22 protein-coding genes are annotated in these 22,827 nt (G+C 69.0%); 8 read left to right on the top strand and 14 right to left on the bottom strand.

Annotation, left to right across the window (positions count from 1 at the left end; translation table 11 throughout):
• Window positions 1-5: 5 nt before the first annotated feature.
• The 4 genes from E0H50_RS24085 to E0H50_RS24070 all read left to right on the top strand — a co-directional run bounded on the left by E0H50_RS24085 (window position 6) and on the right by E0H50_RS24070 (window position 3,445).
• Window positions 6-980 (top strand): heparin lyase I family protein, encoded by a 975-nt coding sequence (locus E0H50_RS24085; RefSeq protein ID WP_131292338.1) that lies wholly within the window; start codon window positions 6-8, stop codon window positions 978-980.
• Between the two features lie 454 nt (window positions 981-1,434).
• The gene (locus E0H50_RS24080) at window positions 1,435-2,607 is read left to right on the top strand and encodes an MFS transporter (protein ID WP_202868305.1); all 1,173 of its coding nucleotides are present in this window, start codon (window positions 1,435-1,437) and stop codon (window positions 2,605-2,607) included.
• 29 nt (window positions 2,608-2,636) lie between these two features.
• Complete coding sequence (locus E0H50_RS24075) at window positions 2,637-3,116, top strand: SRPBCC domain-containing protein (RefSeq protein WP_131292334.1); 480 nt, start codon at window positions 2,637-2,639, stop codon at window positions 3,114-3,116.
• Window positions 3,113-3,445, top strand: coding sequence for an ArsR/SmtB family transcription factor (locus E0H50_RS24070; RefSeq protein WP_131292332.1), 333 nt, complete (start codon window positions 3,113-3,115; stop codon window positions 3,443-3,445). The genes E0H50_RS24075 and E0H50_RS24070 overlap by 4 nt, the downstream gene beginning before the upstream one ends.
• A 98-nt stretch (window positions 3,446-3,543) precedes the next feature.
• Here the strand turns inward: E0H50_RS24070 and E0H50_RS24065 are convergent, their stop codons facing one another.
• Window positions 3,544-3,993, bottom strand: a complete 450-nt coding sequence (locus E0H50_RS24065; RefSeq protein ID WP_131292330.1) for an Lrp/AsnC family transcriptional regulator — start codon at window positions 3,991-3,993, stop codon at window positions 3,544-3,546.
• Between the two features lie 157 nt (window positions 3,994-4,150).
• Between E0H50_RS24065 and E0H50_RS24060 the strand changes: the two genes are divergently transcribed.
• Window positions 4,151-7,705 (top strand): indolepyruvate ferredoxin oxidoreductase family protein, encoded by a 3,555-nt coding sequence (locus E0H50_RS24060; RefSeq protein WP_131292328.1) that lies wholly within the window; start codon window positions 4,151-4,153, stop codon window positions 7,703-7,705.
• Here the strand turns inward: E0H50_RS24060 and E0H50_RS24055 are convergent.
• The 5 genes from E0H50_RS24055 to nadA all read right to left on the bottom strand — a co-directional run bounded on the left by E0H50_RS24055 (window position 7,684) and on the right by nadA (window position 12,181).
• On the bottom strand, window positions 7,684-7,875 hold the full coding sequence (locus E0H50_RS24055) for a heavy-metal-associated domain-containing protein (protein ID WP_131292326.1): 192 nt from the start codon (window positions 7,873-7,875) through the stop codon (window positions 7,684-7,686). The genes E0H50_RS24060 and E0H50_RS24055 overlap by 22 nt on opposite strands.
• 295 nt (window positions 7,876-8,170) lie before the next feature.
• Entirely contained in the window at window positions 8,171-9,205 is a 1,035-nt protein-coding gene (locus tag E0H50_RS24050) for a cation diffusion facilitator family transporter (protein WP_131292324.1), read from the bottom strand.
• The gene (locus tag E0H50_RS24045) at window positions 9,202-9,582 is read right to left on the bottom strand and encodes an ArsR/SmtB family transcription factor (RefSeq protein ID WP_131292322.1); all 381 of its coding nucleotides are present in this window, start codon (window positions 9,580-9,582) and stop codon (window positions 9,202-9,204) included. Before E0H50_RS24045 ends, E0H50_RS24050 begins: the two co-directional genes overlap by 4 nt.
• Window positions 9,583-9,614: 32 nt before the next feature.
• A complete protein-coding gene (gene nadB / locus E0H50_RS24040) occupies window positions 9,615-11,144 on the bottom strand; it encodes an L-aspartate oxidase (protein WP_202868304.1) in 1,530 nt (509 codons plus the stop codon).
• Window positions 11,141-12,181, bottom strand: coding sequence for a quinolinate synthase NadA (gene nadA / locus E0H50_RS24035; RefSeq protein ID WP_131292700.1), 1,041 nt, complete (start codon window positions 12,179-12,181; stop codon window positions 11,141-11,143). The genes nadB and nadA overlap by 4 nt, the downstream gene beginning before the upstream one ends.
• 7 nt (window positions 12,182-12,188) lie before the next feature.
• Between nadA and E0H50_RS24030 the strand changes: the two genes are divergently transcribed.
• Window positions 12,189-12,893: an NUDIX hydrolase gene (locus tag E0H50_RS24030; RefSeq protein WP_131292318.1), complete on the top strand. Its 705-nt coding sequence runs from the start codon at window positions 12,189-12,191 to the stop codon at window positions 12,891-12,893.
• On the opposite strand, the gene nadC is transcribed toward E0H50_RS24030, so the two are convergent.
• Window positions 12,827-13,768, bottom strand: coding sequence for a carboxylating nicotinate-nucleotide diphosphorylase (nadC, locus tag E0H50_RS24025; RefSeq protein WP_131292316.1), 942 nt, complete (start codon window positions 13,766-13,768; stop codon window positions 12,827-12,829). The genes E0H50_RS24030 and nadC overlap by 67 nt on opposite strands.
• An 88-nt stretch (window positions 13,769-13,856) precedes the next feature.
• On the opposite strand from nadC, the gene E0H50_RS24020 reads away from it, so the two are divergent.
• Entirely contained in the window at window positions 13,857-14,435 is a 579-nt protein-coding gene (locus E0H50_RS24020; protein WP_131292314.1) for a hypothetical protein, read from the top strand.
• Here E0H50_RS24020 and E0H50_RS24015 read toward each other — a convergent pair.
• The 4 genes from E0H50_RS24015 to E0H50_RS24000 form a co-directional block, all read right to left on the bottom strand.
• Window positions 14,425-15,204 (bottom strand): class I SAM-dependent methyltransferase, encoded by a 780-nt coding sequence (locus E0H50_RS24015; RefSeq protein WP_238151174.1) that lies wholly within the window; start codon window positions 15,202-15,204, stop codon window positions 14,425-14,427. The genes E0H50_RS24020 and E0H50_RS24015 overlap by 11 nt on opposite strands.
• Window positions 15,205-15,261: 57 nt before the next feature.
• Window positions 15,262-16,077, bottom strand: coding sequence for a class I SAM-dependent methyltransferase (locus tag E0H50_RS24010; protein WP_131292310.1), 816 nt, complete (start codon window positions 16,075-16,077; stop codon window positions 15,262-15,264).
• Window positions 16,078-16,175: 98 nt separating this feature from the next.
• A complete protein-coding gene (locus tag E0H50_RS24005; protein ID WP_131292308.1) occupies window positions 16,176-17,798 on the bottom strand; it encodes a helix-turn-helix transcriptional regulator in 1,623 nt (540 codons plus the stop codon).
• Between the two features lie 121 nt (window positions 17,799-17,919).
• Window positions 17,920-18,504 (bottom strand): TetR/AcrR family transcriptional regulator, encoded by a 585-nt coding sequence (locus E0H50_RS24000; protein ID WP_131292306.1) that lies wholly within the window; start codon window positions 18,502-18,504, stop codon window positions 17,920-17,922.
• 68 nt (window positions 18,505-18,572) lie between these two features.
• Between E0H50_RS24000 and E0H50_RS23995 the strand changes: the two genes are divergently transcribed.
• Complete coding sequence (locus tag E0H50_RS23995; RefSeq protein WP_131292304.1) at window positions 18,573-19,748, top strand: cytochrome P450; 1,176 nt, start codon at window positions 18,573-18,575, stop codon at window positions 19,746-19,748.
• A gap of 41 nt (window positions 19,749-19,789) precedes the next feature.
• Here the strand turns inward: E0H50_RS23995 and E0H50_RS23990 are convergent, their stop codons facing one another.
• The 3 genes from E0H50_RS23990 to E0H50_RS23980 are packed head-to-tail and all read right to left on the bottom strand — an operon-like array spanning window position 19,790 to window position 22,807.
• Entirely contained in the window at window positions 19,790-20,197 is a 408-nt protein-coding gene (locus E0H50_RS23990) for a rhodanese-like domain-containing protein (RefSeq protein ID WP_131292302.1), read from the bottom strand.
• A 46-nt stretch (window positions 20,198-20,243) separates the two neighbouring features.
• Window positions 20,244-21,485: an MFS transporter gene (locus E0H50_RS23985; protein ID WP_131292300.1), complete on the bottom strand. Its 1,242-nt coding sequence runs from the start codon at window positions 21,483-21,485 to the stop codon at window positions 20,244-20,246.
• Complete coding sequence (locus tag E0H50_RS23980; protein ID WP_202868303.1) at window positions 21,485-22,807, bottom strand: MBL fold metallo-hydrolase; 1,323 nt, start codon at window positions 22,805-22,807, stop codon at window positions 21,485-21,487. Before E0H50_RS23980 ends, E0H50_RS23985 begins: the two co-directional genes overlap by 1 nt.
• Window positions 22,808-22,827: the final 20 nt, after the last annotated feature.

Below are 22,827 nucleotides of genomic sequence, written 5' to 3'. Positions count from 1 at the left end.
CACAGATGCAGATCTCGGCCCCTGGTCGACTTGCTCGACAGACGATGGCTCTCACCGTGGCGTTGACCCTGAGCGCCACGGTCGGGTTCGCCGCAGTGACGAACTCACGAACCGCCGGCGCGGCAGCAGCCGCGGTGCCCAGCTACTCGGCGGGTATCGCGGGTGAGAGCTGGACGATCGAGAACGCCGGCGCATGCAGTGCGACGCTCGGGGCCGGCGGCAACCTCCGGGAGGGCGCCGGCTGGTTTCCAGGGAAGTGTCAGGGAGCGGGACAGGCGCCCCAGATCACCGGGACCGATGGCCCACGGGCGTTGACGTTCCGCACGGACAAGGACTTCGAGTACGAAGGCGCCATCGTTGAGGATCCCGCCAAGAACACCTGGAAGGACGCTGCCGGAAATACCCTCCGGGACCGCACGGAGCTGGCGACGGGGTGGGACCTGCCGTTCCACACCGACGTGTGGGTCGGGTTCGACGTACGCATCCCCGAGGGCGTCGACGACGTGACGGGCAGCGGGGCGTACGTGCTGCAGCTGTGGCAGTGCACCGCCAACCCGATCGGCGGCGTGCGGATCCAGTCCGGTGCCGGCAACGGGCACAACCTCCAGTTCGTGCGCCGGGGCGAGGACCCCGACACGAACTACGACATCTCGATGGCGACCAAGAGCATCGGTGCCAACGAGTGGCACTCCTTCGTCATCAAGTACAACGTGGAGCCCTACCACGACGGCGCGCCCAAGGGGCGTATCGCGGTCTGGCACAAGGGACCGACCACCGTCGAGGAGAAGCTTTTCGAGCGCGAGGAGTACTTCGGCTACGCGACGCGCTCCAAGTGCAAGGACGACTCCTTCAAGAACGAGTTCAGGATCAAGTTCGGTATGTACAAGGACTACCAGCCGGGCGCGACGTTCCGCTCCGACTTCCGGAACCTGAGGATCGGCGCCACCAAGACGGCGGTCCAGCCCTACAACCGCGGTTGACTGCCCTGATACGTGTTCGGTGATATGTGGCGGCCTCTGGTGACGTTTCGGAGCTCGTGCGCGACGAAGACGGTCCCGACGCCAGCAGTCGGGACCGTCTTTCGGGCATAAAGCTGAAGCAGATGGGACCGCGGACTCCTCCACCGGTACCAGGCGCGCCGAGGGCAACGTACTCTCGCTACCTGCCCGAGGTGGTACGCACCCGGTCCCTCACGCACCTGCTACGTGCGCTGCACCGGATCGTCCTGGCCGGCTGGTGCCTGCTTGTTGCGCGCCGTCGCGCGCGTGTGCAGAAGTCAACCCAGGACGCTATTGCAGCCATGGGGTTGCAGGTTGGCGGGAGATCTGTCAGGCTTGCCTGCAACCAAAGGGTTGCAGGTTGTTGGAGGTTCTGATGCCTGATCGAGGGAGTCGTTCCGGAGCAGGTCGTTCGCGAACGGCGATCATCCTGGGCGTGTTGTTCACGGGAACGTTCGTGATGGGATGCGCCGAGATGCTCGTGGCGGGCATGCTCGACCTGATGGCCGCGGACCTGGCCGTCCCGCTCTCGGCGGTCGGTGCACTGGTGTCGGCGAATGCGCTCGGGATCGCGATCGGCGGGCCGCTGCTGACGTTCCTCACCGCCCGACTGGGCCGGCGGCCGGTGCTGCTGGCCGCGCTCGCCGTGTTCACCGGGCTGAATCTGCTGCCCGCCCTCGGCGCCGGCCTGGAGACTTTCATCGCCGCCCGGCTGGTGATCGGCGCGGCGGAGGGGCTGTTCATCGCGGCGGCGATCACCACGGCGACCTCGATCGTGCCCCGGGAGCTGACCGGGCGCGCGATGGCGGTGGTGATCTCCGGGTTCGCCGTCTCCGGCGCGGTGGGGATGCCGCTGGGCCGGATGCTCGGCGATGCCGTCGGCTGGCGGGTGTCGTTCGGCGCCGTCGTCCTGGCAGCCGCCGTCGCGCTCCTGCTCGCCCTGTTCGTGGTGCCCCCTGTGCCGGCCGAGAGCGAGGTCGGAATGATGGGCCAGCTGCGGTTCGCGTTCGCCCCGCGCGTGCTGGCGGTGCTCGGCGTCGGCGTCCTCCTGTTCGCCGGCTCCTCGGCGGCGCAGACCTACCTTGTGCCCTTCATGGAAGGTGTGGCCGGCATCTCCGGGCCGTGGATCGGGGTATGCCTGATGGGCTTCGGGATCGCCGCCGCGGTCGGATCGTTCGGCGGTGGCAGGTTCGCCGACGCCGGAGCCCCACGCGCCCTGATCCTCGGCGCCATCTTCGTCGCCGCATCGCTCATCGCGATGGTGTTCTGGGGAGCGAACCCGGTGGTCGCAGTGATCGCGCTGCTCGGTCTCGGCATGTGCGGTGCAGGCGTCACGAGCCCCTGGCAGCATCGCGTCGAGCACCTCGCCGGCCCCGGTGCCATCCTCGCCGCCGCCCTGCCCGCCTCGGCCGGGAACCTCGGCGACGCCATCGGCGCCTTCTCCGGAGGGCAGGCGATCGACATCGGCGGCATCCCCGCAGCGCTCGTCACGGCCGTGATCCTCGCCACCGTATCCATCGCCGCCGCGATCGCCAGTCGGTCCCTGCGCCCTGCCGTCTCGTCGCAGACGGCCGTGTCCCGGCAACCTGAACCCGCCATGGACCACTGACAACCGCCCACAAGAGAATGGAAAACCCCATGGAGAACACGCACAACCCGGCAGCCGTGATCGACGCCGAGACCTTCAGCGTGCGACGCACGATCCACATCAGCGCGGCCCCGGAGAAGGTCTGGCGCACCGTCACCGAACCCGAGCTGATCTCGCAGTGGTTCGGCCAGCTCACCCTCACCGGCGCCGGCGCCGGCGTCGGCGCGCTCGGCACGATCGGCTGGCCGGGTGAGCGCCGGGTGCCGATCCGGGTCGAGACCTTCGACCCGCAGACGACGGTGTCCTACCGCTGGTGGAATGAGGAAGACCCGCTGCCGGAGACAGTCGACGAACAGCGCTCGACGGTCTTCACCTTCACGCTCGAGAAGGTCCCCGGCGGCACCCAGCTCACCGTCGTCGAGACCGGCTTCGACCAAACCAGCGACCCGGCGCAGTTCATGGCCGACCACCGTGGCGGCTGGGACGCCGAGCTCGACAAACTCGTCGCCCTGCTCGAGCGCGACGCATGAGCAGCGGAGCACTGCCGGACGGGACCGTGGTCGCCATGTGCAGCGCACTCGCCGACGAGACTCGGTGGAGCATCCTGACGACCCTCGGCGAGGGCGACGCCTCGGCGTCCGCCCTCGCCCGGCGCCTGCCCGTGACCCGGCAAGCCATCGCCAAGCACCTTGCTGTGCTGCACGAGGTCGGCCTCGTGGAGACCGTGCAAGCCGGACGCGAGGTGCGGTACCGGGTGATCGGGACCGAGCTGAGCGCCATGGCTCGCCGCCTCGATGCCATCGGCACCGAATGGGACCGCCGCCTCGCGACTATCAAGCACCTCGCAGAGAACATCTGACGCGGACCCATGGATGATCGGGGTTCCGTGGCCGCGATCGGAACCGGGCGTTGGGCGTGCGGGCGACGCGGCGATCGGGGAGGCGCGCCTGAAGCTTCTCAGCCGCGGCGGGTCCATTGTTCTAGGACTACCAGTGTTTTGGTGCTGGCGATGGCTTTGGTGGAGCGGAGCGAGCTGACTACTCGGCGGAGGTCTTCTACGCCTTCCACCTGGATTCGGATCAGGGCGTCGGGGTCGCCGGCGAGGGTGAGGACCTCTTTGACCTCGGGGACCTGGGCTACGAACTCCATGATCTGGGCGAGGTCCAGGTCGTCGGCGAAGTGGAGTTCGGTCATTGCTTCGATGCCGCCGGCGATGCGGCCGTGGTTGATCTGGACGGTGTAGCGCTCGATCACGCCGAGCTTCTCCAGCCGGGTGATCCGTCGCTGGACCGGCGCGACGGTCAGGCCGACCGCGGTCGCTATCTCGCGGAGGGGCCGGCGGGCGTTGTCGCGGAGCAGGTCGAGGATCGCGCGGTCGGTGTCGTCCAGGCTGGCTTGCTCGGGCACGCAACGAAGTCTACTCCGGGCATGTCCTTTGTTGCGCGCGAGCCAATGAAACAAGACCGGGGATTGCGAATCGTCGCCAAACTCGACGACATCTCTTGTGACCTGGCCCACCGAGCCCGCACTCTCGGGGGAACTGCCGCGGACCCCAGGAGAGTCGATGACCGCGATCGCCCCCGCCGAGACCTCTGCCGAGATCGCCGTCGAGATCAGTGCGGAGCGGCTCGCCGCGCTGCCGCCGTACGACCTCGACGACCGGTTCCGGCACGCCGGTCCGCCGACGCTGCTGACCGGGGTGCAGGCGATCGCGCGGCTGCTCGTGGAGCATCGCGCGCTCGACCGGCGCCGGGGGTTGCGTACGGCGTCCTTCGTCTCCGGCTACCAGGGGAGTCCGCTCGGCGGACTCGACCGGCTGCTCGCGGGCATGAAGGACGTGCTCGACGAGAACGACATCCGGTTCGTGCCCGGACTGAACGAGGAACTCGCCGCGACCTCGGTGTGGGGGAGTCAGATCGAGCTGCCGCTCGGTACCGGCACCCACGACGGCGTCACCGGCTTCTGGTACGGCAAGGGCCCTGGTGTGGACCGCGCGACCGACGCGCTGCGGCACGCCAACATGTACGGCGTGAACCCGCGCGGCGGCGCCGTACTCCTGGTCGGTGACGACCCGGCCTCGAAGTCGTCGACCGTACCGGCGGTGAGCGAGCGGTCCCTGGCCGCACTGGGGATCCCTGTCCTGTTCCCGCGCAACGCCGCCGAGATCGTGACGCTCGGCCTGCACGCGATCGAGATGTCGCGGGTGACGGGCTGCGTCGTCGCACTGAAGATCGTCGCGGACGTGGCCGACGGTGCGTGGACGGTCGACGCCGCCGCAACCGAGGTCCTGCCTGTCACGCCCGCGATCGAGTGGGAGGGCAAACCGTACGCATACGAGCAGCGTCCGATGGTTGTCCGGCCCGACGCGATCGTGCGCGCCGAGGCGGATCTGGTCGGGCCCCGGACCGAGCTGGTTCGCGCGTACGCCGTCGAGAACAGCCTCGACGTGGTTGACGTCGACTCGCCCGGCGCGCGGGTCGGATTCGTCGCCACGGGCAGCTGCTACGACTCGATGCGTCAGGCCATGACGGACCTGGGCGTCACGGACGAGGCGCTCACGCGGGCGGGTGTCCGGGTGCTGCGGCTCGGTCTGATGAGCCCGGTCGCGCCCGGGACCATCCGCTCGTTCGCCGAGGGTCTCGACCGGATCGTCGTGGTCGAGGACAAGACCGCGTTCGTCGAGACCCAGATCCGGGAGATTCTGTACGGTACGCCGGACGCGCCGCAGATCGCCGGCAAGCGCGACTCGAGTGGCCGGCTGCTGATTCCCGCCGACGGCGAACTCACGTCAGGTCGGTTGCTCGCGCCACTGCGGTACCTGCTGCAGGACCTGATCGCGATCACGCCGCCCCCGCCGCGGCGGACCCAGCTTCCGTTGCTCTCCACGAGCCGCTCGGCGTACTTCTGCAGCGGCTGTCCGCACAACCGCTCCACCGCTCTGCCCGAGGGGTCGATGGGCGGCGGCGGGATCGGCTGCCACGCGATGGTCACGATCTCCGACCGGCAGGACAGCGCCGTCACCGGAGTCACGCAGATGGGTGGTGAGGGTGCGCAGTGGATCGGGCAGGCGTGGTTCACCGACGCCGGCCACATCTTCCAGAACGTCGGCGACGGCACGTTCTTCCACTCTGGGCAGCTCGCCGTACAGGCCTGTATCGCCGCCGGCGTCAACATCACGTACAAGGTTCTCTACAACGACGTCGTCGCGATGACCGGCGCGCAGGACGCCGAGGGCGCGCTCACCGTGCCGCAGTTGACCCACAAGCTGTACGTCGAGGGCGTGCGGAAGATCGTCGTTTGCGCCGACGAGCTCGGACGGTACCGTCGCCGCGACCTCGCGCCCGGGACCTTGCTGTGGAGCCGCGATCGTCTTGACGAGGCTCAGCGGATGCTGCGGGACGTCCCCGGTGTCACGGTGCTGATCTATGACCAGCACTGCGCCGCCGACGCGCGCCGCCAGCGCAAGCGCGGCAGTCTGCCTGCCCGTACGCAGCGTGTCGTGATCAACGAGGCGGTGTGTGAGGGCTGTGGCGACTGTGGTGTGAAGAGCAACTGCCTGTCGGTGCAGCCGGTCGAGACCGAGTACGGTCGCAAGACCCGCATCGAGCAGACGTCCTGCAACACCGACTACAGCTGTCTCGACGGCGACTGCCCGTCGTTCGTGGTCGTCGAAACAGCGCCGAGTCGTACGGCGTCACGCCGTACCGCGCCTCGTCCGAAGACCACCTTCCCGGTGCCGCCGTCGGTTGCGCCGAGTAGTGCCGAGGGGCGGGTGACCGGTACCCAGAATGTCTTCCTGGCCGGCATCGGCGGGACCGGCATCGTCACCGTCAACCAGGTGCTCGCGACCGCCGCGCATCGCGCCGGGTACGCCGTGGAGTCGCTCGACCAGACCGGGCTGAGCCAGAAGGCGGGACCGGTGACCGGTCACCTGCGGTTCGCCGGCGGCGAGCTCGAGCCGGCGAACCGGCTGACTCCCGGGTCCGCGGACTGCTTCCTCGGCTTCGACCTGCTGACGCTTGCCGAGGACCGGAACCTTGCCTACGGCAACGGTGCCGCCACGCGGACGGTGGTCTCGACCAGCCGCACGGCGACCGGCGCGATGGTGTACGACCCGGCCGTCCAGCACCCTGACGAGGCCGGTCTGCTGGAACGGGTCCGCACCGCGAGCCGGGAGCTGTTCGACTTCGACGCGCTCGAGGCCGCGGACCGGATCTTCGGGAACACGATCGCCGCGAACTTCCTGCTCGTCGGCGCCGCGTACCAGACCGGCGCGCTCCGGCTCCCGGCCGCCGCCATCGAGGAAGCCATCACGATCAACGGCACCGCGGTCGCCGCGAACATCGCCGCCTTCACCTGGGGACGCGTCGCAGTCACCGACCCAGCCGCCTTCCGCGCCGCCGGCGCGGCAACGGCCCCGGCCGTGAAGGCCGACGTACCGGCTTCAGTTGACGCGTCCGGCCTGGAGGGTGAGGTACTGCGACTTGTCACGCAGCGCGCCACCGACCTTGTCGCGTACCAGAACCTCAAGCTCGCGAACTCGTACGTCGACTTCGTCGCGCGGGTCGCGGCGGCCGAGCAGGCAGTCACGATCGAGACCCGGTTCAGCGAGGCCGTTGCCCGCAACCTGTTCAAGTTGACGGCGTACAAGGACGAGTACGAGGTCGCGCGCCTCCTCACCGACCCGGCGTTCCTCGACTCGACCGGCCAATCCTTCCCCGGCGGCACGGTCTCCTTCAAGCTGCACCCGCCCGTACTGCGCGCGATCGGCCGGCAGAAGAAGATCTCCTTCGGCCCCGCGTCGCACGGCGCCCTACGCGTCCTCGCACGGCTCAAGTGGCTGCGCGGCACCCGCGCCGACCTCTTCGGCTACGCCCATCTCCGCAAGCTCGAGCGCACCCTGCGGGACCACTACCGCGCCCTGATGACCGAGCTGGCCGCCGAGCTGGACCGGGCGTCCTACGAACGCGCGGTCCAACTGGCGGAACTGCCCGACCTCGTCCGCGGCTACGAATCCGTCAAGCTGCGCAACGTCGACCGCTATACCACCGCCCTCCGCGAACTCGGCGCCGAGCCGCCCGCGGTCGGGGAGAGGCGTCAGGACGCGACCACGGTGTAGCCCTGTTCCCGGATCGCGCCGAACGCCTGCACTCGGACGTCCTCCGACGGGAAGGTGGCGGTCACCTTCTTCGAGTCGAGGCTGATCTGTACGCCGGTAGCGCCGTGGGACTCGAGGACGCTGCGGACGGTGTTGGTGCACTGGGAACCAGGTCTCCTCGGGGTAGTCACCGGTGATCGTTACCGTGTCGAGCAGCCGGATGAAGGTGCCGACGAAGGCGTCGACGATTTCGGGCACCTGCGCGGTTCGATCCGCGTGTTGCGGGCTACTCCGAGGACAGCGCGAATCCGGCGTACGAAGATCGCGGGGTCGCCGGCCGTCGCCGGGTGTACGACGGTGGGCATGCCCGTGCAGGTGGACAGTACGTATACGTCCACTGGCCGGCAACCAGCCCGGCCGCCTCGCGTACGAGCGCGGGTACTAGGCGTCTACGTACTGTCGAGCTGCAGGTCCGCCGCTGTTGCGTCAGCGGTGGTGGGCGAGGAGGTTGTGGGCCGGCGTGGAGTCGGGGGTGAGTGGCTCGGTGTGGATCGTGGCGGAGGTGAGGCGGCGTACGCCGTGGACCAGCTCGTGCTCGACCTGGTGGCTGAGGTGGTGGGCGTCGACGAGTGATGTGCTGGGGTCGACGGTGATGCTGGCTTCGGCGCGGAGGCTGTGGCCGAGCCAGCGGAGCCGGACGTCGGTCACATCGAGTACGCCAGGAGCGGACCGGATGACCTCTTCGGCTTGGTCGACGAGGTGCGGGTCGACGGCGTCCATCAGGCGGCGGTACACCTCGCGGGCGGCGTCACGCAGTACGAAGAGGATCACGACCGTGATCAGCAGACCGATGATCGGGTCGGCCAGGTCGAACCCGAGCCACGCGCCGATCGCGCTCAGAACCACGGCCAGGCTGGTGAAGCCGTCGGTGCGGGCGTGCAGGCCGTCGGCCACGAGGGCGGCCGATCCGATCCGCTTGCCGGTGCGGATCCGGTACTGCGCGACGATCTCGTTGCCGAGGAAGCCGACGACACCGGCGATGATCAGCACGCCGACGTGGCGGACCTCGGACGGGTGGATGAAGCGCATGACCGCCTCGTACCCGGCGTACGCCGACGAGGCCGCTATCAGCACCACGACCACGATGCCGGCCAGGTCCTCGGCGCGGCCGAAGCCGTACGTGTACGCGCGGGTGGCGAGCCGGCGGCCGACGATGAACGCGATCGCCAGCGGGATCGCGGTGAGCGCGTCGGCGTAGTTGTGGAGCGTGTCGCCGAGCAGCGCGACCGAGTTCGTGAGGAACACGATCACGGTCTGGATGATCGCGGTGACGATCAGGCCGGCGAAGCTGATCTTCAGGCAGCGCATGCCGTCTCTGCTGGCTTCGAGCGCGGAGTCGACCTTGTCGGCACTGTCGTGCGAGTGCGGGACGAACATCCGCTTGACCCCACTGAACCATCCGCCGCCATGCCCATGACCGTGCCCATGGCCGTGCCCATGCCCATGTTCTGTGGTGTTCATCGGCTCTTGGTCCTCGACCCGGTGACTGGGTGCGGGCGGTGGTGGGGAGGAAAGCCCCCGCTGGAGTGTTCGGCGTGGTAGATCGCGTCCTCGACCAGTTGGCTGGCGTGCGAGTTCTCGATCCGGTAGAAGACCTGGTTGCCTTGCTTGCGGCTGCGGACCAGTCGCGCCAGCCGGAGCTTGGCCAGATGCTGCGAGACACCGGCCGGCGACTTGCCAACCGTCTCCGCCAGCTCGCTGACCGACCGCTCGCCGTCGAGCATCGCCCACAGGAGCCGCACGCGGGTCGCGTCCGACAGCATCCGAAAGACCTCGACCGCCAAGGCGACGTGATCGTCCTCCGGCGTCTCCCGCGGCGACTTAGTATCTACGCGCATACGCAGATACTAAGTCGCCGAACGGCATCCGCTCAAGACCGCCCGACGAGAAGTCCAGCGGTCGAGTGGAGGGGCTCGCGTACCGCTGGGCGGCCGTCCTCGTCGAGACGGATGACAACGTGCCGGTTCCACCGGTCGTCGGTAAGCGGGTGGTCGGAGCGCCAGTGACACCCACGGCTGTCCTCGCGGGTGAGCGCTGCCGCGACGACCGTGCGCGCCACCGTCGCCAGGGGCCCGTCGCCCGCCGAGTCGAGCTGGTCGGCGGCGGTTTGCAGGCCGGCGCCGTCGCGCCGGATACCGGCGTACTCGGTCAGGAACGCCCGGATCTTGTCCGGTTCGCGGTCCTGGCCCAAGGTCAGCCGGGTCGGCTCTCCGTACGACGTCGCGGGCAGGTCGAGGGTAAGCGCCGTCGCGACCCGCCGCCCGAACACCAGGCCCTCGAGCAGGCTGTTCGATGCCAGTCGGTTGGCCCCGTGGACACCGCCGCCCGCGGCCTCGCCCACGGCGTACAGTCCCGGGACATCGGTGGCTCCGTCGCGGTTCGTGCGGATTCCGCCGCAGAGGAAGTGTTCGGCCGGGGCGACCGGGATCGGCTCGCGGAGCATGTCGACGCCGATCCGCCGGCACGACGCGAGGACGGTCGGGAACCGCCGGCGGATGGTGTCCTCCGGGATCGACCGGGCGTCCAGCCACACGTACTCACACCCGTCGCGCCGCATCGTCGCCTCGATCGCCCGCGCGACGACGTCCCGCGGAGCGAGGTCGGCACGCGGGTGTATGTCGGGCATGATCCTGCGGCCGCGCAGATCACGCAGTACGCCGCCTTCACCGCGGACCGCCTCGGTGACCAAGGGCAGCTGACCCGTGGTCTCGCCGGTGAAGAGCGCGGTCGGATGGAACTGCACGAACTCCATGTCGACCAGCGACGCCCCGGCCTGCAGCGCCAGCGCGATGCCGTCGCCGCGGACGGAAGACGGATTCGTACTGGCCAGATAGGCGTTGCCGATCCCACCGGTGGCCAGTACGACGGCGCGAGCGTCGATCTGGTTGACGTCGCGGCCCTTCTCGAGGAGTACGCCGGTGACGTGTCCGGAGCCCGACTTGACCAGACCGACGACGCGGCCAGTCACCGTACGGACGCCGGCGAGCTGCACGGCCTCGTGCAGTGCCCGATGAACCTCGGCGCCGCTGGCATCACCACCTGCGTGGACGACCCGGTGGCGATCGTGACCACCTTCGAGGGTTCGTGACAGCGAACCGTCGGCGTTGCGGTCGAACCGCGCGCCCAGGGCGATCAGCTCGGCGAGGCGCTGCGGACCCTCTTCGACCAGTGCCCGGACGTTGCGCGGGTCGCAGAACCCCGCGCCGGCGATCTCGGTGTCGTGGGCGTGGTCGAGCGGGTCGTCATCGCCGTACGCGGCGGCGATCCCGCCCTGTGCCCACGGCGTACTCCCGGAACCGGCACTGACGAGGAGTACGTTCCGCGTCGCGGCCAGGCCCAGCGCGGTGGACAGGCCGGCTACTCCGGTGCCGATGACGACGACGTCAGCGGATCGTCTCACCGAGCACCACCGGGCTTGCCGATGGCAACCATCCGCTCGACCGACTGCCGGGCCCGTTCGGCCACGTCGAAAGGCACGTGGACCTCGTCGCGGCCCTCGCGGAGGCACCGCAGCAGCAGCTCGGGCGTGATCATCTTCATGAAGCGGCACGAGGCCTTCGGGTTCACCGGCCGGAATGTCGTGTGCTGGTTGACCTTGCGCAGCTGATGGAGCATGCCGATCTCCGTCGCGATCAGCGCCGTCTTCGCCGTCATGTCGCGGGCGGCGCCGAGCATCCCGGAGGTGGACAGGATCCGGGTCCGGTCCGCGGGCAGGTCACCGACGCCGGCAAGCCAGACCGCCGAGGACGCGCAGCCGCACTCCGGATGCACCAGAATCTCCGCCGCCGGATCGGCCTCCACCTGCTCCCGCAGATCGGCCGCGCTGATCCCGGCGTGGACGTGGCATTCACCCATCCAGACGTGGATGTTGTCGCGCCCGGTCTGCCGCCGTACGTGGTTGCCGAGGAACTGGTCGGGCAGGAACAGGATCTCCTGGTCCGGCGGGATCGACTCCACGACGGCCACCGCGTTCGACGACGTGCAGCACACGTCGGCTTCCGCCTTGACCGCCGCGCTGGTGTTGACATAGGCAACCACCGCGGCACCGGGATGCTCGGCCTTCCAGCTCCGCAGCTGATCGGCGTCGATCGTGTCGGCCAGCGAACATCCGGCCTGGGCCGTGGGGATCAGTACGGTCTTGTCCGGACTGAGCAGCTTCGCGGTCTCGGCCATGAAGTGCACGCCGCAGAAGACGATCGTCGACGCGGCGGTGGTGGCGGCGATCCGCGACAGTTCGAGCGAGTCGCCGACGTGATCGGCCACATCCTGGATCGCGGGGTCCTGGTAGTTGTGGGCGAGGACGACCGCGTTCTGCTCGCGGGCCAGGCGGCGTACCTCTTCCTGCCAGGTCGTCGCAGTGCTCTGGGCAACGGACATTGCCTGTTCCCTTCCTTCTAGTTTTCGCCTAATAGGCGATAACTGGTCTGACGGTACCATCGGCGACATGCCCATGGCCAAGAAAAGTGATCCGGTCAACATCCCCAGCTACCCGCACGAGGTGCTGGCCGTGGTGCTGTCCGTCCGTGACGGACATCTGTGCGTTCTGCTGTGGCGGCGCGGACAGAGCCCGTTCCGGTACCGCTGGGCGCTGCCCGGGGGAGGCGTGCAGCCCACGGAACGGCTCCGGGAGGCGATCACCGGTCATCTCGCGGCGAAAGTCGACGTCCGTGATGTCGCCCATCTGGAGCAGTTGGCGACCCACAGTGCGATCGATCGTGATCCGCGGGCGCGGGTGCTCGCGACCGCGTACCTCGGGCTGGTTCCGTCCGACGTACGGCCGAATCTGCCGGACGACACCGCGTGGCATCGGGTGGACGAGTTGCCGCGTACGGCGTTCGACCACCACTACTTCATCGATGCCGCCGTTGCGCGTTTGCGGGCGAAGTTGTCGTACACGAATATCGGGTTCGCACTGGCTCCGGCTGAGTTCACCATCGCCGAGTTGCGCGATCTGTTCAGCGCGGCCCTGGGCTATGAGCTCAGCGCGACCAATCTGACCCGGGTGCTGACCCGGCGACAGGTGATCGGCCAGACCGAGCGGACCGCCCGGCCGGGACAGTCCGGTGGGCGGCCGGCGGCGGTTTACAAGTTCGTGGCCCGCGAGTTGACGGTGACCGACCCGTTCGCCGTACTGCGCCCACCTCGATGATCCGACTGCTGACGCTCGAACGGGCTGATCAGCAGGCTGGTGTCGAGCGCCGGCGCCGAGTGCGTCAGTGCACCGACCGACAGGGCGTCGACTCCGCTGGCGGCGATGTCGGCGACAGTCTCGAGACTGATGGTGCCCGAGGCCTCGAGCCGGCAGCCGGACCCGGATGCGTCGCGCTGCTCGATCACTGACCTCATGACGTCGATGGACATGTTGTCCAGCATGATCCAGTCGACTTGGCAGTCCATCGCCTCGTAGGCCTCGGCCAAGGTGGTGACTTCGACCTCTACGGCTAGGTGCTGGCCGGTCGCAGCCATACCGTCGCGGACACTTTGGACGGCCGGGCGGACGCCACCTGCGGCTGCCAAGTGGTTCTCCTTCAGCAGCACCATGGCGTTGAGGTCGAGCCTGTGGTTGGTGCCGCCGCCACAGGTCACCGCGTACTTGTCGAGCGCGCGGAGGCCTGGTGCCGTCTTGCGAGTATCGAGGAGTTTGACGTTGTGGTTGCCGATGGCGCCCACGAACGCGGAGGTCAGCGTGGCAATACCCGACATCCGCTGAACGAAGTTCAACGCTGCCCGCTCACCGGTAATGATCGACCGCGCCGGCCCACTGATCCACGCCATCACCTGCCCAGGCCGGACCTCGTCGCCGTCGACCACCGCCGCCCGCACCGTGACAGAAGTGTCGACCGCGTCGTACACACCTTCCACCAACGCGAGCCCCGCCACCCGCCCCGCCTGCTTCGCAATCATCGCAGCCTCGACGCGCACGCCCGCCGGGACGCTCCACTGCGTGGTCACATCGCTCTCCGCATGATCCTCGTCCAGCGCGGCACGAACGGCTGCCCGGATGGTCTCGATCGCCAGGTCCATGAGTCATCTCTCGATTCAGGTAGTTTTCGCTCTATAGGCGATAACTCCTGAAACGCTACCACGAAGTCAGGGCGTCGCGCTCGAGTTGTTGGATCACCTCGAGAATGAACTCGCCAAGTACGGCGAGTACTCACGGTTCGGCGAGCTGGTGCCGGCCGATGACCTCCGAGCGCGTCTCCTGGTCGTGAGCCAGGGAATCCACGACCAGTACGACCGTCTGGAGGCGGAAGCCACCTTCCGTATCAACGTCGCCATTCCCATGGTCGCTTTCGCCGTGGTGCTCTCTGCCAGCACCCCGGACCCCGATTGGCGTACCAAGCTGGCAACGGTCGTCGTGGTCGCGTTGGCGGCCCTGATCTTCGCCCAGGGGATACAGAAGCATCGCCTGTCCCACGGCGTGCTGATGCGCGCCGTCCTGGCGGACCTCGTCGACCACCCGTCGATCGTCAGAGCACGCCTGATGGCCGACGAGTACCCGTGCACGGGCGAGGAGGAGCAAGCCCGTTTGGCCGACATGCGCAGCTTCATGCGGCACGAACTGGCGGAGCTCTCCAGGGCCCACTCCATGAAGGCTGCCGCCGACGAACAAGACGACCCGTCTGCCGACCGACCAGCGACCAGACCCAGATCCCGTCGCAGAGTAGCTACCGACAGAGTCAGGGTTTGAGGGCTCGGGTGGCGTAGTAGCCGGGGAGCCAGCCGGCGGTGGCGTCGGCGTGGTGGGGGGCCTCTTCGAAGGCGGTGATGACGAAGCCGGCGGCTAGTTGGCCGCCTAGTTGCTCGGCCATTGAGTGGCTGTATTCGAGGGGTGCGTTCGGGCCCCAGAGGCGTTCGCGTTCCTCGGCGGGGACGTGGGTCAGGTCGCTGTAGGGGAGGCGGTGGCGGACGATCAGCTCGCCTCGGGTGTCCATGGCTTCGTTGTCGAAGAGGTAGACGTCTGGGTTCAGGAAGCCGCACAGGAGGGTGCCGCCTGGGCGCAGGACCCGGAAGCATTCGCGCCAGACGGGGGCGAGTTCGGGTACGAACAGGTTCGAGACCGGGTTGAAGACCAGGTCGAACGAGGCGTCGGCGAACTCTGACAGGTCGCGCATGTCGCCCAGTACGGTGCGGAGTTCCAGGCCGTCGCGGTCCGCGACCAGCTGGTCCTGGGCGAGCTGCCGTGGCGAGTTGTCGAAGACCGTGACCCGTGCGCCGGCTGCGGCGAGCGTTGGACCTTGCTGCCCGCCACCCGAGGCGAGGCAGAGAACGTCGACGTCGGCCAGGTCGGCGGGGAACCACGTCCGGTCGACCGGCTGGTACCCGATGAGTACGACGGACCAGTCGCCGGCGCGCGCCCGCGCGATGGTCTCGGGAGTGACCGGCCGCGACCACTCGTTGCCACTCTCAACCTGAAGGTCCCACGCCGCACGGTTGTGCGCTACCGGATCAACACTCACGCGCATACGGTAGCCCTCGCCGTCGAGAGCCGGCCCGTCGGCATCGCATCGTGACTGCTACTTGGTGCCGGTCGCGATGTTGATGGGGGCGGTGAGGGTGTGGACGGCGCGCTCGCGGAGCATGGCGTCGAGGACCTGGATGATGTCGTCGCGTTGGTGCCGGGTGAGGCCGGCGACCAGGTTGCCGGGGATGGGGTTGCCGCCGAGGGTCCAGTCCCAGAGTTGGCGGCCGCTCTTCACGGTGACGCGCTCCTGGTGCCCGGTGTCGACTGTGACGTCGTGCAGGCCTGCTTCGAGCAGTCGCCCGCGCAGGACGGCCGGGTCGGCGACCTGGAACTCGAGCAGGGGCTCGTCCTCCGGCGGGCCTTCGAAGCCGGGGACGACGGCCTGGGCCGCGCTGACGAAGAAGTGCAGGGCTTCGAACTCGTCCGGATTGCCGTAGGCAACGATCAGGATCCGGCCGCCGGGTTTCGTGACCCGGACCATTTCGCGCAGCGCCTGGGCCTGGTCCGGGACGAGCATGACGCCGAACTGCGAACCGCAGACGTCGAAGCTGTCATCGGGGAGGACCAGTGCGTGGCAGTCCATCACGCGTCCCTCGGCGTCCAGACCTTCGGCGGCGACGCGGGCTGTGAAGCGGTCGATCATCTTCGGTGACCAGTCGGTCGCGAGGACCTTCGCGCCGAGACGTGCGGCCGGAAGACTCAGGCCGCCGGTGCCCGCGGCGACGTCGAGGAAGGTGTCGCCGGGGTGCAGTGCTGCGATCCGGAGCGCGGCTTCCGCGAGGTCGGATTCGCCGGGCGCGACATGTTCGTCGTACTGGGCCGCGATCACGTCCCACGCCGCCACCGGACTGGTCTGTAGGTCGGTCATCATCGTCTCCTTTCGAGGATGAGATCGACACTAGGCGGCCGGCCCGACGGGCGGCATCGGTCGAACGACCCACGGACGGACCGGAGCCCGTGGGTACTTCATCGCACCTGGATCAGGTGGTGCTCGTACGCGTACGCCGTGGCCGCCGCCCGGGACTGTGCTCCGGTCTTGGTGAAGATGTTGCTGACGTGCCGGGCGATCGTCTTCTCCGCCAGACCGAGTTCTCGCGCGATGCTCCGATTCGTCTTCCCCGCCGCGAGCAGGTTCAGTACCTCTTCCTCCCGCGCGGTCAGGCTCCTGTGGACTGGGCGGGCGAGCCGTTCGAGGTCGGGGACCGCGCCCAGTTCCTCGAAGGTCTTCCGTGCGGCCGCGGTTTCCAGGGCCGCCGTTTCCGGGTCCCCGAGCTCGTCGCAGGCGGCGCCGATGAGCACCCGGACGCGCGCCGTTTCGTACGGCGCGTTCAGTGCGCGCCACGTCGTAGCGGCTGCGCGGAGGGTCCGGAGCGCCGCGCCCGGCTCGCCGTCGGCGAGCAGCACGGCGCCGAGCGCGGCGTCGGCCACCGCGTGCAGGTACGGCGCATCCATGAGGTCGGCGTACGCCTTCAGCCGGCTCGCGTACCCCCGTGCCGACTCGACGTCACCGGAGGCCAGCAGCGTCTCGACGTACGCCGGCATGATCCGTGATCGCGCCGGCGGATCGTCGGCCTCGCTCAGTGCGCGCGCGAGGATGCCGAGGGCGATGTCGATTCGTCCTTGCGCCAGCCGGAGCAACGCGAGACCGGGTTCGGGCGAGCGGCCCGCTTCGTTGGCCTTGCGGAAGCTCTTCTCCGCCTCGGGGAAGTCGCCTCGCAGCCGCTGCAGCTCGCCGAGCTGGTAGTACGCCGAACCGAGCGTGTCCCATTTGACCGAGCCGGACAGGTGCTCGCAGGCCTGCCGTGCAGCCGCGACGGCCTCCGGCCAAGAGCCGTCCAGCTGCATCAGTTCACAGCGGTGAACCAGGCAGTTGCCCCGGAACGGAACGAGCTCGGGCTGGGCATCGCACCACCGGGTCAGCGCCTCGGTCCACTCTCTGGCGCGGCGGAGGTCGAACACATCCGAGCAGCCGGCGATCACGGTGCAGTACGCGATACCGGCGTACATCGGCGACACCTCGCCGGAGGTGACGCCGGCCATCACCTCGTCCAGCAACGCCATCCCGGCCCGGGCGTCGCCTTGCAGAACGAGGCTCATTCCGTCGCCCAGGCGGGCCATCGCGAGCAGGTCGGTGTCGCCGCACCGTCGTCCGGCCGTCGCGCCGTCGGCGAAGGCCGGCTGCGCCTTGCCGAACTCGCCGTTCCACATCCAGACGAACGCATTCCAGGTACGCAACCAGGCGCGCTCCGGACTGTCGCCGCATCCTTCCAGCGCACGCTCGCCGCGCGCGAACCAGCCCATCGCGGGTGCCGCCGCCCCGCGGAACAACAGCCCTGCGCCGATCTGTACGGCGTACTTGGCGGCGCGCGTCGGTTCGTCGCGACGGAGCGCCGCGTGGTGTGCACGCGTCCACGCGCTGGTCGACTCCTCATCGTGACCGGACAAGTACGCCGAGAGCGCGAGACTCTCCAGGTCGGAGAGCTCGAGTGGCATCGCCGCGTCCGCTGCGGCGAAGTCCCGGTACGCACTCGCCCACAGACGCCGGGCGAAAGCCTCCCGCGCCTGATCGAGCACCCCGCTCGCCGTCACAGCCTCAGTGTGCTCCAGAGGCTTCAGAGATCACAGGCCAGTCTGGCGTCGGTCGCACGATGTCCCCGATCACCGGCGGCTGATGGACCCGTGCGGCCGGCCAGCGAGAGTCTGCGAGACATCAGAAGGGCTTCGCGGCTGCGGTGATGGCGTTGATTGCGCCGGAGATGCGTTGCGCCGCCTGGTCCGGGTCGGGTTGGCCGGCGTCGAGCCACGCCATGACGGCCTCGAGGACCAGGGTCGGGATCAGGCTGGTCGCCCAGTCCCGCCAGGGGCCGGTGGGGATCTCGCCGGTCAGGTGCCGGTCGGCGATCTGCGTTGCGCCGGTCCGGATCTGGTCGATCACGTCGGCGAACTCGGGTTCGCGGGTCGCGTGCCGGAACAGCAGCCGGAAGCCGTCCGGGTCGGCGGCGGCTGCGCGGAGGAGCGTCGCAATGGCGTCGTCGCCGTACTCGCCGGTGCCGACGGTGTCGGCGAGCCGCAGACAGGCTCGGTCGAGGACCGCGCGGTACAGGTCGGACTTCGAGGCGAAATGCCGGTACACGATCACGTGGGTGATTCCGGCCTCCGCAGCGACGTCGTCGAGCCCGGTGGAGGCGTAGCCGGCCCGCGCGAACGCACGGGTGGCCGCACCGAGGATCTGTTCGCGCCGCTCGGCCCGCGGAAGGCGCCGGGCAGGTGCGCGGGTCTCTCGATCCACAGTCATCCTCTCTTGTTAAGGATGGATTCTACATCTACGGTTGTTTAAGTCGGCTTTTACAACCGGAGGTTCCCATGTCTGAGCTCGCCCAGCTTCCGTTCGAGCAACCGCACCCGCTCGACGCCGCCCCGCAACTTCGTGAGCTTCAGGCGAACGGCGTGATTCACCGCATCAGGACCGCCGTCGGCGACGAGGCCTGGCTCGTCACTGGTCACGCACAGGTCCGGGAACTGCTCGATGACGCCCGACTCGGGCGTGCTCACCCGGCCCCCGAGACCGCGGCACGGACCGGCGAGTCAGCTCTGTTCGGCGGACCGCTCGGAAACTTCGACACCGAGCAGCTGGACCACGCCCGGATGCGATCTCTGCTTCAGCCCCATTTCAGCGCCCGTCGGATGCGGGCGCTTCGGCAGCGGATCGAAGCGCTGACCGCGCGACTCGTCGACGAGTTGGTGGCGCACGGGCCGCCGGCCGATCTGCACGCGGGGCTGGCGGTACCGCTGCCGATCCTGGTGATCTGCGAGTTGCTCGGCGTTCCGTACGAGGACCGCGACCAGTTCCGGGCGTGGACGGCCGATGCGGGGAACATCCACGATCGCGCCCGCTCCGAGCGAGGGCTCGGCGAACTGTTCCGCTACGGGCTGGGGCTCGTCACCCGCAAACGGGAGCGGCCCGGTGACGACGTGATCTCAGGTCTGTGTGCCACCGAGGGCGTGTCCGACGCCGAGGCCGCGGGTCTGTCGATGGCCCTGTTGTTCGCGGGGCACGAGACGACGGTTGTCCAGATAGGGCTCGGCACGCTGCTTCTGCTCGAGAACCCGACGCAGTGGCGGGCGCTGACCCGCGACCCCACGGTGGTCCCGGATGCCGTCGAGGAGATGCTGCGCGCACCGGCGAAAGGCGGCGGTGGCATCCCGCGCTATGCACGTACGGACTTCGAGATCGAGGGTACGACGGTCCGCGCCGGCGAGCTGGTGCTGCTGGACAACGGTGCTGCGAACCACGATCCGGCCGTGTTCACCGATCCGGACCAGGTCGACGTCACCCGGAAGGCGGGGGCTCATCTCACCTTCGGGCACGGCGCGCGGTACTGCATCGGCGCACCACTGGCCCGGATCGAACTCCAGACCGTTCTCACCCAGTTGGCCGAACGCCTCCCAGCCCTGAGACTCGCTGTCGACATCGGCGACCTCGAGCTGCGACGCGACACGCTGACCGGAGGCCTGACCGAACTGCCCGTGCGATGGTGATCGTGTCGGTTTCACGGTGACGAAAGCCCTTCACGTAGTGGTCATGCGGTGCGTGGCTCGGTCGGTGTCGCCGGGTGTACGACGGGTAGCCCGGCGTCCTGCCAGGCCTGGAATCCGCCCTCGACGTCGGTGCTGCGGAGCAACCCGAGGTCCCGGAGGGAGTCGGCTGCGAGGCTCGAGGAGTAGCCGCCTTCGCAGAGCACGATCCACTGGATGTCGGTGGACACCGCCTCGGGAATGCGCGAGGCGCAGGCCGGGTCGAGTCGCCATTCGAGGTGGTTGCGCTCGATCACGATCGCGCCGGGTACCTCGCCGGCCGCCCGGCGCTGGTACTCGGGCCGGGTGTCCACGATGTACGCCGTACCGTTCCGGACAGCCTCGAACGCCTGAACAGGCGTGAGGCGGGGGAGCCCAGCCTGGACCTCTCGCACCCGCTCGTCGATAGCCATCAGATCCCCTCCGATCCGGGCGGCGGTTCCGAGTCCGTCTGGTAAATCATCGCGTCCCCCTCGGAAGCGTGCCCGTACGACGAGGGTGCGTCTCGTACATGCGCAGCGCAACGACCAGACCCGAGAACGCGGTCACAGCCGCGACCACCCAGACCGCTGCGCGCACGCCCCAGACGTCAGCGATCATGCCGGCGAGGATCGCGCCGATCGCGAAGCCGCCGTCGCGCCACAACCGGTAGACGCCGACGGCCCGCGCTCTCCAGGCCGGATGAGCGACGTCGCCGATGCTGGCGAGCAGGGTGGGATAGACCATGGCGGTGCCGATGCCGAGCAGTACTGCGGCCGACGCCCAGACGGTGAACGAGCTTGCTGCCGCGATCACGGCCAGCGCCGCGGCTTGGACGAGCATGCCGGCGGTGATCAACTGCTTGCGCCCCCAGCGGTCGGACAGCGGGCCGGTGACAAGTTGCCCGAGGCCCCAAACGGCCGGGTAGAGGGCGGCGAGGATCCCGATGCGCGCCACCGAGAGTCCCGCGGTGCTGAACAGGATCGGGAACAGCCCCCAGGCGAGTCCGTCGTTGAGGTTGTTGACCATCCCCGCCTGGCTGGCCGAGGAGAGCGCCGGCTCCGTGAGGCTGGTACGGGTGAACACTTCCCGGTCGGTCAGTTCACCGCGACGTTCGTGTTGTGCGGCCTCGAGGTGCGCATGATCGCGCGTCTCCCGCACGGCGAACACGGACAGCCCGAGGCCGAGAGCGGCGTACGAGAGTCCGAGCAGGAACGGTGCCGGTCGGAGTCCGTGCTGTGCCGCGAGGTAACCCGTTGCGAGGGCGGTCGCCGCGACCGCGACGTACCCGGCGGCCTCGTTCAGTCCCATCGCGAGGCCGCGTCGCTCGGGACCGGCGAGGTCGATCTTCATGATGACCGTGGTCGACCAGGTGAGGCCCTGGTTGATGCCGAGCAGGACGTTGGCCACGATCACCCAGGCCCACGACGGCGCCCAGATCAGCAGCAGCGGAACGGGGAGGGCGATCAGCCACCCGGCCAGCAGGACGGGTTTCCTGCCGAACCGGTCCGACCAGGTGCCGGCGAAGTAGTTCGTCGCTGCTTTGGTCAGCCCGAAGGCCAGCACATACGTGAGCAGGAAGGTGTAGCCGGTCAGGTGGAACGTCTGCTCGGCGAGCAACGGGAGGACGGTGCGTTCCTGGCCGAGCATGCCGCCGACGAGCGCGTTGACCGCGACGAGCAAGCTGAACTGCGCGAGGTTCGCGCGGATCCCGAGCCGCATCAGGTCGCCAGGCGCCGTCCGGTCGCGGCCGCCCAGTCGTCGGCGCCGCCGATGAGTACGGCGAGGTCGCGATGCCCGGCGCGTTCGAGCACACTGGCCGCGCTCATCGCGCGTTCACCGTGTCCGCACATCACGATCGTCGGCTCCCGCCGTACCTCGTCGGCGCGGTCCGGGAGCGCTCCGAGTTCGATGTGCTGTGCGCCGGGAACGTGACCGGCGTCGTACTCGGAGTCCTGCCGTACGTCGAGAACCGCGCCACCGACCTGTTCCGCGCCGACGAGCCGGGTGCGGGTCAGTTGCCCGTCCCAAGCAGCGATCGCAACCTCACCGGCGAAGCGGTACCCGATCTTCGCCGCCTGCCAGGCGATCTCATCGGCGTCCTGATCGGTGCCTCGGACAACGATCAGCGGCCGCTCGTCCGGCACCAGCCAGCCCAGCCAGGATGCGAACGCCGCCCGGAACGGGATCGACAACGCGCCTGGTACATGCCCTGCCGCGAAGTCCCGCGTCGGGCGTACGTCGATCCACTCGGCTCCTTCACCGAGCATCGTCCGGACCTTGTCCACGGCGAGTGGTTCAAGAGCGGGAGCGCGGTCGGGCAACGGACCTCGCCGGTTGAGCTCCGCGAGTCGGAGGAAGTACGGCGGGAAGCTGCCGAGCGAACCGAGCAGCGCCGCCACGAACTCGTCCTCGCCGTCGACCTGCAGCAACGGATTCGTCGCCCGTTCCCGGCCGATCGTGCTGAGCCGGTCCGCGCCGGGCGGGGCCGAACAGAACGAACCGGCTCCGTGCGTCGGCCACACCGCGACGTCGTCGGGCAGTTCGAGAAGGCGTTGCAGCGACGCGTACTGCGCGCGAGCCAACGACTCCGTCCGGTCGGGGGAGACGAGATCGGTCCGCGCCGCCGCGCCGACGATGAGCGACCCGCCGGTGAAGACGCCCAGCGGGCGCTCGCCGTCCAGGAGCACGAACGAGAGATGCTCGTGCGTGTGGCCCGGCGTACCGAGGGCTCGCAGCCGCAGACCTCCAAGGTCGACCTCGTCGCCGTCGCGTAGTCCGCGATGTCCGAAGGTCCGCCGCCCTGCCTCCGAGGCCAGCACCTCAGCGCCCTGCATCGCGGCGAGCCGACGCGCACCGGACAGGAAGTCCGCGTGCAGGTGCGTGTCCGCTGCGAACGCCACGGTCAGCTCTCGCCGCTCGGCCGCAGCGCCGACCGCCCGCAGATCGAGACTCGCGTCCACGACCAGCGCCCGGCCGTCGTCGAGGTCGACGAGGTACGACGAGTTGCCGAGTCCTTCGTCCACAAGGGGTACTACGGTCATCAGGCCGCCTATTCAAGAGA

It is taken from the genome of Kribbella sindirgiensis (assembly GCF_004331435.1).
In the GTDB taxonomy this organism is placed as follows: domain Bacteria; phylum Actinomycetota; class Actinomycetes; order Propionibacteriales; family Kribbellaceae; genus Kribbella; species Kribbella sindirgiensis.
This window is presented reverse-complemented; position numbering and strand designations above follow the sequence as displayed.